The following is a 16568-nucleotide window of genomic DNA, read 5'->3' on the forward strand; positions in this document are numbered from 1 at the left end:
TGAAGTGCCTTTGTACCTATTAGTGGATAAAATGTAGGATGATGCTTATTCAAGCACACCATATTCCTGCATCAGCTGAATAAACTCAGCTTCATTCATGACCTGCACACCCAACTTCTCGGCTTTTTCCAGCTTTGAGCCAGCTTTCTCACCCGCCACGACACATTTGGTTTTACCCGAAACACTACCACTCACCCGTGCACCCAAAGCCTGCAACAACTGAGTCGCTTCATCGCGTCCCATTTGGCTCAACGTCCCTGTAATCACCCAACTTTCACCATTCAAAGGCTGACGTGTCGGTGCAATCGGAGCATCCCAATGAATGCCTGCAGCTAATAAACGATCCAACACTTCTAAATTATGCGGCGCTTGGAAAAAGTCCAAAATCCATTCTGCCGTAATATCTCCCACATCTGGAGTTTTCTTTAACGCTTCTAAATCAGCTTCACGCAAAGCCTCTAAAGTCTGAAAAGTATTGGCAAGCATCCGCGCGGTGGTTTCGCCCACACCACGAATTCCCAAGGCATAAATAAACGCAGCCAAAGTAGTTTTTTTGCTGTTTTCAATCGAGTCAATCAAGTTTTGAACCGACTTCTCACCCATTTTTTCAATGCCGAGCAAAGTGTCGCGGTGTTCGTGTAAATGATAAATATCAGCCACATTTTGTAGCAAGTTCAGATGCAGTAATGACTCCACCCAACGATCACCCAAACCTTCAATATCCATGGCTTTACGTGACACAAAATGACGAATCGCTTCAATACGCTGTGCCGCACAATACAAACCGCCTGAACAACGCGCCAAAGCCTCACCTTCAGGCATCACCACAGGCGAATCACACACAGGGCATTGTTCAGGTAAATGCACTTCTTGCGCATCGGCAAGGCGAAATTCAGGCCAGACTTTTTCAACTTTGGGAATCACATCACCACTACGGTAAACACTGACCGTATCGCCTAAACGCACATCCAAACGGTGAATTTCACCAATATTATGCAAAGTAACATTGGATACCGTCACACCACCTACCGCAACGGGGTTTAAACGTGCCACAGGCGTCAACGTACCTGTGCGCCCCACTTGCCAATCAATATTTTCAATGGTGGTTAAAGCGGCAACTGCAGGGAATTTATAGGCAGTCGCCCAGCGCGGCTCACGACTTAAAAAGCCCAATTGCTGTTGCTGTTTCAAGTCATTGACCTTGACCACCATGCCATCAATTTCAACGCTTAAATTCGGACGCTCAAGGTTAATTTGCTCATAGGCCGCCTGAACATCTTGAATGCTCTTGCAGACAAAATGACGTTCGCCAATTTCAAAACCAAACTGCCCCAACCATGCCAAACTGTCGGACATGGTGCTTTGTCCATGAGGCGGCACACATTGCGCAATGCCATAAGCATAGAATGCTAAAGGACGTGAAGCCGCAATATTCGGGTCTAACTGACGCAAACTGCCTGCTGCTGCATTGCGTGGATTGGCAAAGGTTTTTTCACCTTTGGCTGTATTGGCCGCATTGAGTTTTTCAAAACCAAGTTTTGGCATCAACACTTCACCACGCACTTCCAAAAATTCAGGAATAGCCGTTTCTGTCGCACTCAAAACTTTCGGTAAATTGCGGATAGTTTTGACGTTGTGGGTAATGTCTTCCCCTGTTTCCCCATCACCACGGGTCACACCACGCACTAAAACACCATGTTCATACCAAAGTGAAATCGCCAAACCATCAAATTTGAGTTCGACATCGTATTCAATATTTTGGTTGGGCAAACGCTCTTCGACACGTCTTGCAAAGGCAAATAATTCTTCCTGATTAAACACATTGCCTAAAGACAACATTGGCACAGCATGTGTAACCGTGGTGAACTTTGCCAAAGGTGTGCCACCGACTTTATTGGTCGGTGTATCGGGTTGAACTAAATCTGGATACTGTTGTTCCAACGCTTTTAGTTGATGGAAAAGCTGATCATATTCACTGTCTGCAATTGTCGGTTGATCCATCACATAATAGGCATGATTGTGCTTGGCAAGCAGTTGAATCAATTGACGCATTTGCGCCACGACGGTTAAATCTACAGACATATTTTCCACCATAAAAAAGGGCGGTCTTGTTCCGCCCTTCAATTTTTTCTATGTAGCGCATGCTACAGCTTGTATTGCTGCGCACATTATAAAAATGCGGCTGCAAAGTTGCAATTTATCCTACTGCACTCAGTTCATTTGCCAAACACTTGACGTAGCTTATACCCAGTACGAGATCGCAATTCTAGACATGACTTGCCTGACCAGCACGATAATCTATCGCCTGATGACGCCAGTGTTCACGTAATTGTGGAGTAAACTCTAAATGGTTTTGGTCATAGACCGTTCCATCAATTTCACGTGCAATCAGTCCTGAAATGCTGACCATGGTATCAAAGGCATTTTGCACATCGCTGTGCGGCAAAGCGAGGAAGAACGCTAAACCTTTAACTTGTTCGCTCGATAAAGTTTCTAAATCAAAACCATCTGCGCCTTCATCATTAATTTGTAAAACTGAAAATAATAATTTAGTGCCATCTTCGTTATAGCGATGGAAACATGACATTTCACCGAAACGTAAACCATATTTCATCAAAACTTTTAAGGCTTTATCGCCCGAAAGTATGCGACGTTCAGGGAAGACATTCAGCGCGATAAAAGATTCAGCGGTTGCCAAGGCACTTTCTTCATCCATGATTTTTTGTTCATGCAAATGCGAATCTAAAATGCTGCTTTCTTCATTAAATTCTGAAATTTCGGCAGTTTCAATGTGTTGATTCAGACTGTATTCAGTCGAAGCTTTGTTTTGCTCGACAGTCTGCGCATTCGGTTCAGTTTCTATAATCACTTGCTGAATTTCATCCGATAATGAATATTCTGAAGTTGTCGCTGTCGGGCTTGGCGTGTCTTGTGCAACTTCAGACTTCGATATCGTTGTGGATGGATCAAGCTCAGAATTTTCTGTATTTGCCTGCAAACTCGGTTCAACTTTGTCAGTTTCTGTGCTTGAAGAAGCCACGACATCATCCGTTAAAGCCTGTGGTTCAGACTTGGCAGGCGCATCTTGCGTAACTTCATCTACCGTTAAAGTCGGCTCCACACGCGGTGGCGTAGCGTCGCTTTGCAATTGGTCACGTACATGGCGTGGAATAATCGGTTTTTGGCTTTCTGCATTAAATTGCAGTTCCGAATCTAAGGATGGCGCTGAATCTACAGGTTTTTTTAGAATCATTTTCAAACCAAACGCCATGATCACAATAGCGATGACAATTCCAACGATTGTGGTGATTTCCATATTATGCCTCCGCGACTAGGCCGTATTCTGCGGCTTCTTCTAAATTTACGGTTACTAATTTTGAGGTTCCCGGTTCAGGCATGGTAACACCTAAGAGGTCGGTTGCCATCGTCATAGCAAGTTTATTATGTGTAATGTAAATGAATTGCACTTGTTCAGAAAGTTCTTTTACTAAATTACAAAAGCGCCCCACGTTAGCATCATCTAACGGTGCATCAACTTCATCGAGTACGCAAAATGGCGCTGGGTTTAAACGGAAGATTGCAAAAACCAAAGCCAAAGCTGTCAGTGCTTTTTCACCCCCTGAAAGTAAGGCCAAAGAACTGTTGCGCTTACCCGGTGGACGCGCCATCAATTTCACCCCAGATTGCCAGTCATCTTCCAAGCTCAGACTCGCTTCACCGCCATTAAAGACTTTAGGAAACAACTCCTGCAATTCGGTATTCACCTGATCAAAAGTATTCATAAACAGTTTACGAGTTTCCTGATCAATACTTTTCATTGCCGCCTGTAACTGCGAAACGGTATTTTCCAAGTCTTCAATTTGATGGCTTAATTCTGCAAAACGGGCAGATACTTCTTCATATTCTTCCGAAGCCGCCAAATTGACCGCACCCAATTTATCAAACTGTTGCTGCGCTTTCGCCAGTTTTTGTTGATGCGCAGCGACATCAATCTGCAAACCTGTGATGATCTCGCTGTTTAAATCTTTTAACTGTTCAGAATAATGCTGATAGTCCGACTTTGCCGATTGCCATGCCAAGCGCTTTTCTTCGAGTTTGGCACGTAATTGTTCATCTTGCTGCTGTTGCTGCTGCCGTTGCTCGGTCAGTTGCTGCTGTTTGGACTGCACACTGTTCAATTCCACTTGCCATTCCTGCCAAGTTTTTTGCAGCTTTTCAGTCTGCTGCTGCTGCTCTGAAAACTGAGTTTCCAAGTCAGGCAATTCCAACTGAACAGGATCGACAAACTTTTTGGCTTGTTCCATTTGCGCCACAATTTGTTGATATTGTGCTTTTAAGAAAGTGGCATCTTTTTCTAACAGTTCAATTTGCTGCTGAGTTTGTACCGCTTGACGACGTAACAGATCCACTTCTTGTTGCTGCTGCTGAAACTGTTGCTGTGAACTATCCAGCTGCTCATTCAGCTGCTCGACCTGAAATTGCAAGATTTTATACTGCGGTAAGGCTTGCTCAAGTTTAAAAGCCAAAGCATGCAAATCAATTTCCAGATCATCTTTTTGCATGGCATCTTCTTCAAGCTGCTCATCTAATTGTGCCAATTGATGCTGTAATTGCTGTTGCTGTACTGCAAAAGCCTGTGCCGCACTTTCGGCTTTCGCCATTTGCACATCTAGCGTTTGCAAGGCTTGCTGTTGCTGTTTGAGCTGTTGCTGTTGTTGCTGCAATTGCTGCTGCAACTGTTTTACCTGTTGCTGCAATTCAGGCAGTTGCTGTTCTGCTTGCTCATATTGTGGCAGTTGCAACGCCAACGCCTGTTCAATTTCATCCAAGCGAATCCGATGGCTTAATGCCCCTTGCCCTGCCTGTGCCGCTTCATCATAAAACAGCCCGATTACCCAGTCTGCTCCCACATGATAACCATCTAAACTAAGGATAGACTGCCCTGCTTGTAATTGCACTTGCAATGCCAAAGCCTGCGATAAACTTTCTGTAATTGCGACACTTTGCCACAAGCTACTTTGCGGTGAAGCAATCCAGTCACTGAGCGACTCACACCCCGAAAGCTGTATTTTTGATGTTTTTGAATCTACAGCCAAATGAATTTTTAGCTGACGTGCGCGGCTGTCCTGAAATTCAATATCTGCTTCTACCACCTGCGCAGATAACCATTTAGCCAAGAACTTTTCAATTAAATTGGCATGTGGTTTCGCCACATCTGCAAGTTGTAATACTTGCATCAACTGCACCACATCGGTTTGGGCTTTTGGACTTTGCTTAATGAGCAATTGATTGAGGTTTTTCTGTTCTGACTGCAAAATCTGAATCTCAGATTTTAAGGTCGCACACTGTGCTTTGTGCTCATTATAGTTGGTCTGCAACGTGGCGAGTTGCTGAGTGCTGTCTTGAATATTCTGTTCTAGTGTTAGCATTTCAGCCTGCAAGCGGGTCTTTTCGTCTTGCAGTTGTTGCATTCCCTCTTGCTGATCTTGCGGCTGAATTTGTGCAAACTGCTGTGTCAGGGTTTGTTTTTGCTGTTCAATACGGCTGATATTTTTGGCTAACTGCTCACTTTGCGCCTGCATGTGCACATGCTTTTGTTGTTGCTGTTCTACTTGCGCTTTGACTTGGGCATATTGTGCAGCTTGGGTTTGTTGCTGTGCTTTTAAATCCTGAAATTGCTGGCTCTGCTGCTGCGCCAAATGATCTTGCTGCTGTAGATTTTCCTGTTGGTTTTCTTGCTGATCGACCAAACTCTCTAGCTGCAATTCAATCAGCTGCATACGCTCTTTGGTTTGTGCTTTTTGTTGTTCAAGCTGCGATAAAGTCGCGGTATTTTGCTGAAACAAACTTTGTTTTTGTTCCAAAGTCATTTTCAGTTCAGCCAGTTTCTTTTCTGCCTGTTGCCACTCTTGTTGTAGCGGTGTCGATTGCTGAATCAAACGCTGAAACAACTCACTGGTCGCAGTTAAGTCATGTTCCAAAGTAGTCAGCTCAGAGCGCACCAATTTAAAACTTTCCCCTAACTCATTCATACTCAGGGTATATTCTTGCTGTAAACGCGCACTTTGTTCACACTGAAAAGACAACACTTCGACTTTAATGGTACGAATTTCACTCTCAAGCGCTTTGTATTGAATAGCTGTTTCTGACTGACGTTTTAAGGTTTTCAGTTGCGATTTTAGTTCTGAAGCAATATCTTCCAAACGCGCCAGATTCTGCGTGGTGTGATCCAAATGCAGCATGGTTTCACGACGACGCGCCTGATAACGTGACACGCCTGCCGCTTCTTCAATAAATACCCGCATTTCTTCAGGTTTAGCATCAACCAAACGATTAATCATGCCCTGTTCAATAATTGCATAAGAACGCGGGCCTAAACCTGTACCCAGAAAAATATCGGTGATGTCACGACGACGACACTTGGTTCCATTTAAAAAATATTCAGACTTACCATCACGGTTGACCTGCCGACGTACCGACAGTTCATTATAGGCGTTATAAGCACCGCCCAATTTGCCATAGGTATTGTCAAAACGCAGTTCAACACTGGCTACACCTACAGGTTTGCGTTTGGCAGTTCCTGTGAAAATTACATCCTGCATACTGCCGCCACGCAACTGGCGCGCACTAGATTCGCCCATCACCCAACGAATGGCGTCAATCACATTGGATTTACCACAACCATTCGGCCCCACCACAGCGGTACGGTTGGCTTTAAAATGTAAGGTCGTACTGTCGGCAAAAGATTTGAAGCCAGAAAGTTTTAAACTGCTTAAACGCATAATGTCCCAATTAACGGCGTGAACGTCTTGCCCATGCAAGCTCGATCTGTTTCATACGGGTCAGAGATTCCAACACCAAGTTGCGCAAGTGTCGGCAAAAATCTTCCATAAATAAAGTGGCTTGTTGTGATTTTCTGCTTAAAATTGCATCACTCACCAGTTTAAATAATTCAAAAGATTCTTGTAACTCCCGACGCGAAGTATTTAAGGTCAAAAAGTAACTGCGTCTTAACGATGGCAATAACTCTTGATAGAACTTCATTAAATATAAATTTCCCACCATATCAGGCTGCCGTGCCAGATATTGAAAAATTAAATCATAAAACTTTTCAGTATTGCCCAAGCGACATTGCTCTGCCAGTTGCAGCAAAAGTTGTTGTAAGGCTTCGGCTTCATGCATTCGCCACGTGTCCGCAATACGCTGCACAATATAACCCAATAACAAACTGCTGCTGTCAAACAAAGCTCGGACTTGCTGTGCCGACATTTCCGACACAATTGCACCACGACGTGGAAAAATTTCAATCAGATGAGTACGCTGCAATAACAACAGCGCTTCACGTACCGAACCACGACTCACGTCCAGTTCTTTGGCGATGCGCAATTCCTGAATACGCTCACCTTCAACCAAATCACCGCTAATAATCTGTTCTGCGATGTGTCGGGCAATTTGTTCCGATAAACTTTCTGATTCTTGTTGTTGCATACTGTTCCTATCTTGTTTTTATAAGATGCAGTGATGAAAATTCGGAGCTACTCTCATTTAAGACATCTCAGGATCATCCTTCGACTGCAAGCATAGCTCCGATACAAGCATCTTTCTTTTTACTGCGAAACAGATCACAACGCCATGACATTGTCCGACAATTTCATGGCGCTAGAGCCAATTTTACATGGCTTAAAACAAAGAAAATAGCGACTCAACTTAGAAAAATACTCGCATACCCTGATATACAAAATAACAGCCAACGGTGGTCAGCAAGCAGGCAAAACATTTTTTCAACATCGCTGGCGATAACAAATGTGCCACTTTCGCACCAACTTTGGCAGTAATAAAGCTCATCACACTAATGCCTATAAATGCATAAATGTGGATATAACCAATGGTATTGGGTACTGCAACTTCGGCTTGCTTACCAAACCACATAAAGCCTAATGCGCCCGCCACCGCAATTGGCAAACCACAAGCGGCTGAGGTTGCTACCGCTTTTTGCATGACCACGCCGTAACGGTTTAAGTACGGCACTGTTAAACTGCCACCGCCAATCCCAAAAATTGCAGAGGCAATGCCAATCCCACCGCCCGCCATGACTTGCTTTGCAGTTGAAGGCAAATGATGTGAAGGATCAACCGCAATATTTGCGCCTCTAAACATCTTAAAAGCCACCCACAGTGCAAAACCGCCAATTAATAATTGTAAGCCTTGCCCCGAAAGGAAATCGGCAATACCTGCACCAACAAATGCACCCACAATTAAACCAGGCGCAAGATTACGAAATACAGGCCACATCACCGCACCTTTTTTATGGTGTGCCGTAACTGAGCTGATCGAAGTTACAATAATGGTTGCCAATGATGTCCCCACCGCCATGTGCATTAACACCGATGGGTCATAATTGAGTTGAGTGAACACAATATATAAAATTGGCACAATAATTAAGCCGCCGCCCACGCCAAACAGCCCTGCTGCAAATCCAGCAATTGCACCAATCAATAAATATATGATTAACTCCATAAATATATTCCACTATTTGTAAATTCGTATGGATGTAGAAACCCGACAACTGCAACAACAACTCACAGAAGCAGGACAGCTTCCAGAAGTACTCATCCTGAAGCCGATTACCACTTCCACCAATGATGATGTACGGGAAATTGCACAAAAAGGTGTGCAGAGTGTCTTGGTATGCAGTACCAGACAAACGCATGGTCGAGGACAACGTCAACGGCAATGGGTATCACCCGAAGGGAACATCTATTTAAGCACATTGCTAAATTTACGAACACCTGTAAATGGGCGTTTGGCTTTAGAAATTGCGTTAAATATCTTGCAAATACCGAGTCTACAGGCGCTGAATCTACAAGTAAAATGGCCAAATGACTTATACAGCCCGCAAGGCAAATGGGGCGGCATCTTAATTGAGCCAATTTCTGCACAGCAAGTCATTGTTGGGGTTGGGCTTAATCTTGCACCTGTCAGCTCAGCAGTTATTGATCAAAAAACCACATCTTTAACCGAACTGGGTTTGGTATCTATTGATCGTGTGCGCCTGATCGCAGAGCTTTATCTTGCCATTCAACAAGCCTGCGACTGGTTTAATCACGATTGCTATAATTTGGCATCTCGCTTCAATCATCATGCCGCATTTATGCAACAACAAGTTGAATTTGAACATTTTAAAGGTACTTGTCAGGGTACTTTTTTAGGCATTCAGGATGATGGCGCAGTGCAAATTGAAACGGCACAAGGGCTTGAAGTTTTTTATCAGGGACGTTTACGCCCTATCGATCATGCCGAGTCATCTTCATGAAAAATTTATGGCTAGATATTGGTAACACCCGCCTGAAATATTGGGTCACAGAACAAGACCGCATCATCGAACATGAAGCAGAATTGCATTTGCAATCTCCTGCCGATTTGTTGCTGGGTTTGATTCAACACTTTAAAAGTCTGAATGTGCATAAAGTAGGCGTGTCATCGGTACAAGATCAGAAGAATAATCAACGCATTCACTTGATTTTAAAAACCCTGAATGTGCCTGTGATTTATGCCAAAGTGCATGCAGATTATGCAGGTTTGCATTGTGAATATGATATTCAACAACTGGGGATAGATCGCTGGCTGCAAGTGCTTGCCGTGGCAAATGACCCACAAGAAAATTATTGTGTCATTAGTTGTGGTACGGCGCTGACTATTGATTTGGCGGATGGACTGACGCATTTAGGCGGCTATATTTTACCGAACTTATATTTGCAACGTGATGCACTGATTCAAAACACCAAAGGCATTAAAATTCCCGATGCTGCATTTGATGAACTCACCCCAGGACGCAGCACCATTGATGCTGTTCATCATGGTATTTTACTCGGCTTGCTCAGCACCATTGAGCATGTAATTCGACAGTCACCACGTAAACTGATTTTAACGGGTGGCGATGCACCGCTGTTTGCCAAATTCTTGCAGCAATATCAACCGCAAGTCGAGCAAGATTTATTGCTCAAAGGTTTGCAGCGTTATATTCAATATGCAACCCATGAAGTGCACTAAAAACCAAACATTGTTCCATCTACGCTGATAAATCTTTCGGTGTAGCTGTCATCTACGAATAAAGAACAACAAAAAAGCAGGCGCATTTTTATGCGCCTGCTTTTTTAACACTTTGATTCTAAGATGTTTTTAACAATTATTTCTTGGTTGGGTCGTTGCCACCAAACAATGGCCCCATACCGCCGCCACTGAATTGCTTTTGTAAACCGCCCAGTGAACGCATCATTTTTGCCATGCCCGATGGATTGGCAAATTTTTTCATCATTTTTGCCATTTGTGCATGTTGCTTGATCAACTTATTCACTTCTGACACATCCATACCACAACCCGCAGCAATACGTTTTTTACGGCTTGGATTCATCAGGTCTGGGTTACGACGCTCTTTGATGGTCATCGACTGGATAATCGCTTCCATCTTTTTCACTTGCTTTTCAGGATTGGCTTGCGCAATTGCATCTTGAATACCTGAGTTGCTCATGCCAGGCAACTTGTCTAAGAAGCCCATCATGCCGCCCATTTTATTCATTTGTTCAAACTGCATCAGCATATCTTCAAAGTTGAAGCTGCCGCCTTTTTGCAGTTTTTTCGCCATTTTTTCGGCTTTTTCTTTGTCGATTTTACGTTCAACTTCTTCGACCAAAGACAGCACGTCACCCATGCCCAAAATACGTTGTGCAACACGTTCTGGGTGGAATGGCTCTAGGGCATCGAGTTTTTCACCCATCCCCAAGAATTTAATTGGTTTACCCGTAATCGCACGAACTGAAAGTGCTGCACCACCGCGCGCATCACCATCAGTTTTAGTAAGGATTACACCTGTTAATGGCAAGGCATCATTAAAGGCTTTGGCTGTATTTGCCGCATCCTGACCCGTCATGGCATCGACCACGAACAAGGTTTCAGTCGGTTTAATCGCTGAATGTAATGCCTTGATTTCATCCATCATGTCATCATCGACGTGCAAACGACCTGCAGTATCGACAATTAACACATCAGCAAACTGAATTTTTGCCTGTTCGATGGCACGGTTGGCAATATCGACAGGGTTTTCATTGGCATTTGAGTCAAAGAAAATTGCGCCAACTTCGCCTGCAACCGTTTGTAGCTGTTTAATTGCCGCAGGACGGTAAACGTCGGCAGACACCATCGCCACTTTTTTCTTTTGACGTTCTTGTAAGAAACGTGCCAATTTTGCTGCAGTGGTGGTTTTACCCGCACCCTGCAAACCTGCCAATAACACCACAACCGGTGGCTTGGCAGCAAGGTCAAGGCTTTCATTGGCCTCGCCCATCATTTTTGTGAGTTCGTCATAGACAATTTTGACGAACGCCTGACCAGGGGATAACTGAGTCATCACTTCCTGACCCAATGCCTCTTCCTTAACTTTCGCGATGAATTCACGAGTTACAGGTAACGCCACATCGGCTTCAAGAAGTGCCATACGTACTTCACGTAACGTATCTTTAATATTGTCTTCGGTTAGCTGCCCTGAGCCAGTAACATTTCTTAAACTCTGCGTGAGTCGTTCTGTTAAGGTATCAAACATTGCAAATTCCGCTTAAAATAGCCATTAGCAAAAAAATGTTTCTTTAAAATAGAAAATTTATGCACAAGATGCTATAGGATACTGTAGTTCGCATCGAATTTATATAAATGAATATTCATCATCCTGAAAAAGGTTTGACATGATCAGTCTCCCCTTGGTTTATACGATTTTAGCATTAATCGCTTATACCAGTTCTTTTTGGTATTTATTTTCACATTTAATGTCTAAACGTGCGCCAAATCACTGGTTTATTCGTTCTCTGCTCAGTTTGGGCTTATTGCTGCATGCTGCCGTGTTGTATAACGATATGTGGACGCCGATGGGTGTCAACTACAACGTGTTTAACCTAATGTCATTTACTGCGGGTTTAATGTTGTTATTGAGCTTGCTGTTCAGCAGTTACCGACCTGTAATTGCGCTAAATTTGATTGGTATTCCTGTAGCAGCAGTGGGTTTAATTGCAGGTTTTTCATTCAGCCAACATAATTTATTTATTAACCAAAACTCGATTGGTTTAGATATTCATATTATTTTATCGCTGTCTGCTTATGCCGTATTGTTGATGGCGACCATTCATGCCGTGCTCATGTGGTTTCAAAACCGCGAACTGAAAAACAAACAAAAACGTCGGGTTTGGGTAAATTTGCTGCCGTCTTTGCAAGATATGGAATCTTTGCTGTTTGATATGTTGATTGCAGGTTTTGCCTTACTCACAGTCGCACTAGGTTTTGGTTTCTTTACGGTAGAACATTTCTTTGCACAGCATTTAGCACATAAAACTGCCTTTAGTATTATTTCTTGGTTTGTCTATGGGTCGTTGTTACTTGGGCGTTATAAGTTTGGCTGGCGTGGACAAAAAGCGATTCGCTTTACCATTATTGGCTTCTTTTTATTGGCGCTCGGTTTTATTGGTTCTAAATTTGTGTTGGAAATGATTTTGAGTAAGTAAGGTGTTTTTATTTTGCTCATTCAAAGTGTAGGATGATCAATTATTTAATAGCATAGTCGAGGGGGAATGGGCTGTTTAAATTAAGCCAATCATTTAAATGATTTCTAACGATGTAAGAACTCAATTAAAAGATCTAGTCTAGGATGCACATCAACTGCATGGACTAGATAAAACTTGAGATACAGATCACTGTGTCAAATAAAACAGCTTAAATACCAGAACCTTAGCTACAACCACTTCAATTCAAAACCCTTTTCCTAGACAACCCACAGAAAAAAACGTATAACTCCACTTTTGTTTGAACTGGCAGCATTTTGTGAAACTGATTCTTGCACCCATGGAAGGCTTAACCGACCCCATCATGCGTGATGTACTCACGTCTGTCGGCAGTTTTGACTGGTGCGTAACAGAGTTTATTCGTGTCACTGATTCTGTCCTACCCGACCATGTTTATTACAGTTATTGTCCTGAACTTTTAAATGACGGGAAAACTGCAGCTGGAACCCCTGTACATGTTCAATTTCTCGGGAATAATCCTGAAATGTTGGCTGCAAATGCAGTCAAAGTTGCGGCTATGGGCGTACCTGCAATTGATATGAACTTTGGCTGTCCAGCCAAAACAGTGAATCGACACCGTGGTGGCTCTGTTTTACTTGATGAACCTGAAGTGGTGTATGAACTGGTTAAAGCGGTGCGCGATGCCGTTCCTGCTCATATTCCAGTTTCCGCCAAAATGCGTCTAGGCTATATGGATCGGAACTTCATGCTAGAAAATGCGCATGCCATTGAAGATGCAGGCGCAGCATGGGTTACAGTGCATGCACGTACCAAAGCCGATGGCTATACCCCTCCTGCATTTTGGGATCAGCTACGCCCTATTCGTGAAGCATTGAAGATTAATGTCATTGCCAATGGTGAAATTTGGAACAATGCCGATGCCAAACAATGCCAGTTAGAATCGGGCTGTGAAGATTTGATGATTGGCCGCGGTGCAGTCACCACTCCAGATTTGACCCAATGTATTCGTCAAAATTCAGACCTGCCTTTGCTGAGTTGGCAAGATTTGCTGCAACTGCAAATTCGCTTTATTCACGGCCCTGCCAAAACTGAAATTGGCATGCTAGGACGTTATAAACAATGGCTCGGTATGATGTCGAAACATTACCCCGAAGCCAAAGCTTTATGGGATGAAATCAAGCGTCTGAAAAAGTTGGATGAAATCATTGAAAAATTAGTCGCACACGCGACTTAAACAGTGCATCCAGCGAGCTCCAGATTTATCTAAAAAATTTCAGCTTTTATTAGGGTCTGCTCAGTTTTAGCCTACAGCACAAGCCATTTATGAAATGTCAACAGACCCTAGTGAATGTCATTTATTCAACCTTGCTGACAAAGCTTGGCATTTCCCATGCACTGCCTGCAAAACCTTTGCATTGTCCTGCATCGAATTGATAGCTTTTGACAAACTGCTGACCATTCCACGCCCACTCAATTTGACTGAAACAATCGCCAATTCCACGCCCTTTTTGATAGGCAAAAATCTGTCCATTGCTAAATTCTGAAGCAGAATCAGTTACAAATTGCTGTATCTTTTGCAGTTTTTTATCCATAACCCAATAAGCCACACCCCAATTATAAGCCCCTCGCCAACAGCTTGCCTCAACCAACACGCTATCTTGATTTAAGGGATAAGTATGAATCTGCTGTTCTGCTTGTTCAGGTTCAAACAGCATATAACAATCTTCACGATCTACAGTTTTTTGTAAAATTGGATATAACTTTTCTGCACTGGCCGCGGTAAGCACCTGTGCTTTGGCGGTTCGGTGTTGAGGCTGCATGAGAATGTTAATTTTAGGCATCGCTTGCGCTTTTAAGACCTGCGTGGATGCTTGATTGCCTTTTGCCAATATTGCGGAGTCTGTACCCACACGTTTTTGAAATTCATCCATTTTTAGCAACACTGCACTCATGCCTGCATCAGACAATTTCCAGCGTTGTTGACCATGTTTTAACTCGATCACGACATGCTGACGCGCCTGCGCCAACAGCTTTTGCACACTGGCAGCAGATAAATTGGCGATACTTTCATGAAAGTTTAATTGTTGCAAAGTGCGTCCATTTAAAAATAAAGTCGCTTGAGCAATATCTTCTTGAATTTGCAATTGCCCTTGTACAGCACTCTTTGCACCTGCTTGACGGGTCAATAACATACTGATCGGTTGTTCAAAATCATCATCGCTTTGGTAGCCTGCGGCACGGCAGGTTCCTGTATTATCACAGGCCAACTCCCAATCTTGATGCTGAAAATACAGTCCTTGCAAAGCAGTCGACTGGCTTGAAGCAATCGTTTTTTCAGCAGTGATCGGTGCTGCAAAAATACCAACACTACCGAATAAACCACTGATCGCCAGCAATATTTTTAGATTGCATCTGAAATTCATAATCTTCGCAACTCCTGAAATGGTCATCTATAATTCAACGGCTCAATCAAAGCTAAATTTAGCACCTTGCCTACTCAGCTCAATAAAAAAGCACGCCAGAGCATGCTTTTCTAATGCAATTGAACATCAAGATTTAATGTAAAAAATTACGATTCCTGTGTTAAATCCTTGACCGTGGTGCTTGCGCCATTGGTTTTCACTGACTCAATTCCTTTGTCACGTGATTGTTCAGAAGTATAGAGCTGACTCGTACCAATAATCTGATGGTTGGCAGCTTTTAAATTAAAATACGGCTTATCATTCTTAGATGTCAGTCGATCATAACGCCCATCATCCTGACTGTTCTTTTGTACCGAAGCGATGCCATTTTTTGCCGATGCTTTCGCCTTATACTGTTCACTGGTTAAGATAATTTCGCCATTCCCAGCTTTAAGTACAAAGCGGTACTGACTATTGCTTGCTTGTGAAATCTCAAACCATCCTGACATACTTGCCCCCAGTTTTCTTATGAGTGGTGAAGTGTGTTGTTGAATGATGCTAGGCTTTAAACTGCCTAAAAATTATTCTTTTCACTTAAAATATAAAGGACTTAGGCACAAGAAAACAGTATTAATTTTGTACACTCTTAAAGTTATTGTTGCTCAATTTGAATACTAAAATACTTTTATAAACTCCATAAAAAAGCGCAGGCAACTCAAGTCGCCTGCGCTGTTGAAATCTGCTTAAACTTAAGCTTTTTTCACATATTCAGATTTTAATTTCATAGCCCCCATGCCATCAATCTTACAATCAATGTCATGACCATCTGCTGCATCTGGAATTAAGCGAATATTTTTCACTTTTGTTCCCACTTTTACAGCAGCCGAAGAACCTTTAATCTTCAGGTCTTTAATCACAGTCACCGTGTCGCCATCTGCCAACACGTTGCCGTTTGCATCTTTAATCACAGCAGCAGTTTCTTCTAGCTGTTCCCCTTCTTTCCACTCATGTGAGCATTCAGGACAAATCAGTAGGTCGCCATCTTGGTAAGTGTATTCTGATTGGCATTTTGGGCAATTTGGCAAAGACATAAAAAACCTCAAAAACTATATTATAGCATTTTTTACTGAATTTTCATAAACTTAAAATCCTTATAAAGCACAAGGATAATCAAATAAAACTCTTTAATTGGACTGTGCTAAGCGTTGCAGCATCACGCGTTTTAATACCACTACATGATTGTGCTGCTCATCTTTAGCTGCTGTGACCAGAGTGATTTTTTGCTGCTGTGCCAGTTCACACAACGCCTGTAAAGCCTCTTCTTGCTCTGCTAATTCAGCTATATAACGCTGCTGAAACTCATCCCAATGTTGTTCAGGGTTTTGATGATACCATTTGCGCAATTCAGTCGAAGGCGTAATTTCTTTGGGCCATAAGTCAATACGAGCACGTTCTTTGCTCACACCTCGCGGCCATAAACGATCAACCAACACTCGTGTCCCATCTGCCTGAGTCGCTTCAAGATAAGCGCGTTTCATTGCAATATCCATATTTGCACCTCTGCATCTTTTATGACGACGTCATCAGCGCCAAAGTTTTAGGC

At 43.0% G+C, this 16568-nt stretch carries 14 protein-coding genes; 4 read left to right on the forward strand and 10 right to left on the reverse strand.

The genetic code is table 11. From position 1 onward, the window contains the following. Positions 1-45 precede the first annotated feature (45 nt). From ligA to FTU58_RS09975, 5 genes are all read right to left on the reverse strand, one after another. Complete coding sequence (gene ligA, locus FTU58_RS09955; protein WP_004972359.1) at positions 46-2082, reverse strand: NAD-dependent DNA ligase LigA; 2037 nt, start codon at positions 2080-2082, stop codon at positions 46-48. Positions 2083-2266: 184 nt separating this feature from the next. Beyond that, positions 2267-3316 carry a cell division protein ZipA C-terminal FtsZ-binding domain-containing protein gene (locus FTU58_RS09960; RefSeq protein ID WP_180062400.1) on the reverse strand — a complete coding sequence of 350 codons (1050 nt, stop codon included), beginning with the start codon at positions 3314-3316 and terminating at the stop codon, positions 2267-2269. 1 nt (position 3317) lies between these two features. Beyond that, the gene (gene smc, locus FTU58_RS09965) at positions 3318-6782 is read right to left on the reverse strand and encodes a chromosome segregation protein SMC (RefSeq protein ID WP_180062401.1); all 3465 of its coding nucleotides are present in this window, start codon (positions 6780-6782) and stop codon (positions 3318-3320) included. Positions 6783-6792: 10 nt separating this feature from the next. Then, complete coding sequence (locus FTU58_RS09970; RefSeq protein WP_004972365.1) at positions 6793-7488, reverse strand: GntR family transcriptional regulator; 696 nt, start codon at positions 7486-7488, stop codon at positions 6793-6795. 219 nt (positions 7489-7707) lie between these two features. Beyond that, on the reverse strand, positions 7708-8517 hold the full coding sequence (locus tag FTU58_RS09975; RefSeq protein ID WP_004972366.1) for a sulfite exporter TauE/SafE family protein: 810 nt from the start codon (positions 8515-8517) through the stop codon (positions 7708-7710). A 28-nt stretch (positions 8518-8545) separates the two neighbouring features. Here FTU58_RS09975 and FTU58_RS09980 point away from each other — a divergent pair, with 28 nt between their 5' ends. Then, positions 8546-9313: a biotin--[acetyl-CoA-carboxylase] ligase gene (locus FTU58_RS09980; protein ID WP_180062402.1), complete on the forward strand. Its 768-nt coding sequence runs from the start codon at positions 8546-8548 to the stop codon at positions 9311-9313. After that, a complete protein-coding gene (locus FTU58_RS09985; protein ID WP_004972372.1) occupies positions 9310-10050 on the forward strand; it encodes a type III pantothenate kinase in 741 nt (246 codons plus the stop codon). Before FTU58_RS09980 ends, FTU58_RS09985 begins: the two co-directional genes overlap by 4 nt. A 136-nt stretch (positions 10051-10186) precedes the next feature. On the opposite strand, the gene ffh is transcribed toward FTU58_RS09985, so the two are convergent. Next, positions 10187-11596: a signal recognition particle protein gene (gene ffh, locus FTU58_RS09990; RefSeq protein WP_096902093.1), complete on the reverse strand. Its 1410-nt coding sequence runs from the start codon at positions 11594-11596 to the stop codon at positions 10187-10189. Between the two features lie 139 nt (positions 11597-11735). On the opposite strand from ffh, the gene FTU58_RS09995 reads away from it, so the two are divergent. Together FTU58_RS09995 and FTU58_RS10000 are read left to right on the forward strand one after the other, a co-directional pair. Further along, on the forward strand, positions 11736-12545 hold the full coding sequence (locus FTU58_RS09995) for an inner membrane protein YpjD (RefSeq protein ID WP_004972376.1): 810 nt from the start codon (positions 11736-11738) through the stop codon (positions 12543-12545). A 316-nt stretch (positions 12546-12861) separates the two neighbouring features. Then, complete coding sequence (locus tag FTU58_RS10000; protein ID WP_180062403.1) at positions 12862-13797, forward strand: tRNA-dihydrouridine synthase; 936 nt, start codon at positions 12862-12864, stop codon at positions 13795-13797. A 121-nt stretch (positions 13798-13918) separates the two neighbouring features. On the opposite strand, the gene FTU58_RS10005 is transcribed toward FTU58_RS10000, so the two are convergent. The 4 genes from FTU58_RS10005 to FTU58_RS10020 form a co-directional block, all read right to left on the reverse strand. Continuing rightward, positions 13919-14986, reverse strand: a complete 1068-nt coding sequence (locus FTU58_RS10005; protein WP_179988525.1) for a DUF1176 domain-containing protein — start codon at positions 14984-14986, stop codon at positions 13919-13921. 146 nt (positions 14987-15132) lie between these two features. Continuing rightward, positions 15133-15474 (reverse strand): YegP family protein, encoded by a 342-nt coding sequence (locus FTU58_RS10010; RefSeq protein WP_180062404.1) that lies wholly within the window; start codon positions 15472-15474, stop codon positions 15133-15135. A 240-nt stretch (positions 15475-15714) separates the two neighbouring features. Continuing rightward, positions 15715-16056, reverse strand: coding sequence for a zinc ribbon domain-containing protein YjdM (locus FTU58_RS10015; RefSeq protein ID WP_004972388.1), 342 nt, complete (start codon positions 16054-16056; stop codon positions 15715-15717). A 93-nt stretch (positions 16057-16149) separates the two neighbouring features. Beyond that, positions 16150-16515, reverse strand: a complete 366-nt coding sequence (locus tag FTU58_RS10020) for a DUF488 domain-containing protein (RefSeq protein WP_167845809.1) — start codon at positions 16513-16515, stop codon at positions 16150-16152. Positions 16516-16568: the final 53 nt, after the last annotated feature.

Origin of the sequence: Acinetobacter sp. YH12120, from assembly GCF_013418795.1 — a bacterium.
Lineage (GTDB): Bacteria > Pseudomonadota > Gammaproteobacteria > Pseudomonadales > Moraxellaceae > Acinetobacter > Acinetobacter towneri.

Bases quoted from the DNA above. Each gene is read 5' to 3' on its own strand.
- FTU58_RS09980 (WP_180062402.1), top strand. From the start codon at position 8,546: ATGGATGTAGAAACCCGACAACTGCAACAACAACTCACAGAAGCAGGA.
- ligA (WP_004972359.1), bottom strand. From the start codon at position 2,082: ATGTCTGTAGATTTAACCGTCGTGGCGCAAATGCGTCAATTGATTCAA.
- FTU58_RS09995 (WP_004972376.1), top strand. From the start codon at position 11,736: ATGATCAGTCTCCCCTTGGTTTATACGATTTTAGCATTAATCGCTTAT.
- FTU58_RS09970 (WP_004972365.1), bottom strand. From the start codon at position 7,488: ATGCAACAACAAGAATCAGAAAGTTTATCGGAACAAATTGCCCGACAC.
- FTU58_RS09975 (WP_004972366.1), bottom strand. From the start codon at position 8,517: ATGGAGTTAATCATATATTTATTGATTGGTGCAATTGCTGGATTTGCA.
- FTU58_RS10020 (WP_167845809.1), bottom strand. From the start codon at position 16,515: ATGGATATTGCAATGAAACGCGCTTATCTTGAAGCGACTCAGGCAGAT.
- FTU58_RS10015 (WP_004972388.1), bottom strand. From the start codon at position 16,056: ATGTCTTTGCCAAATTGCCCAAAATGCCAATCAGAATACACTTACCAA.
- FTU58_RS10005 (WP_179988525.1), bottom strand. From the start codon at position 14,986: ATGAATTTCAGATGCAATCTAAAAATATTGCTGGCGATCAGTGGTTTA.
- FTU58_RS09960 (WP_180062400.1), bottom strand. From the start codon at position 3,316: ATGGAAATCACCACAATCGTTGGAATTGTCATCGCTATTGTGATCATG.
- ffh (WP_096902093.1), bottom strand. From the start codon at position 11,596: ATGTTTGATACCTTAACAGAACGACTCACGCAGAGTTTAAGAAATGTT.
- smc (WP_180062401.1), bottom strand. From the start codon at position 6,782: ATGCGTTTAAGCAGTTTAAAACTTTCTGGCTTCAAATCTTTTGCCGAC.
- FTU58_RS10010 (WP_180062404.1), bottom strand. From the start codon at position 15,474: ATGTCAGGATGGTTTGAGATTTCACAAGCAAGCAATAGTCAGTACCGC.
- FTU58_RS09985 (WP_004972372.1), top strand. From the start codon at position 9,310: ATGAAAAATTTATGGCTAGATATTGGTAACACCCGCCTGAAATATTGG.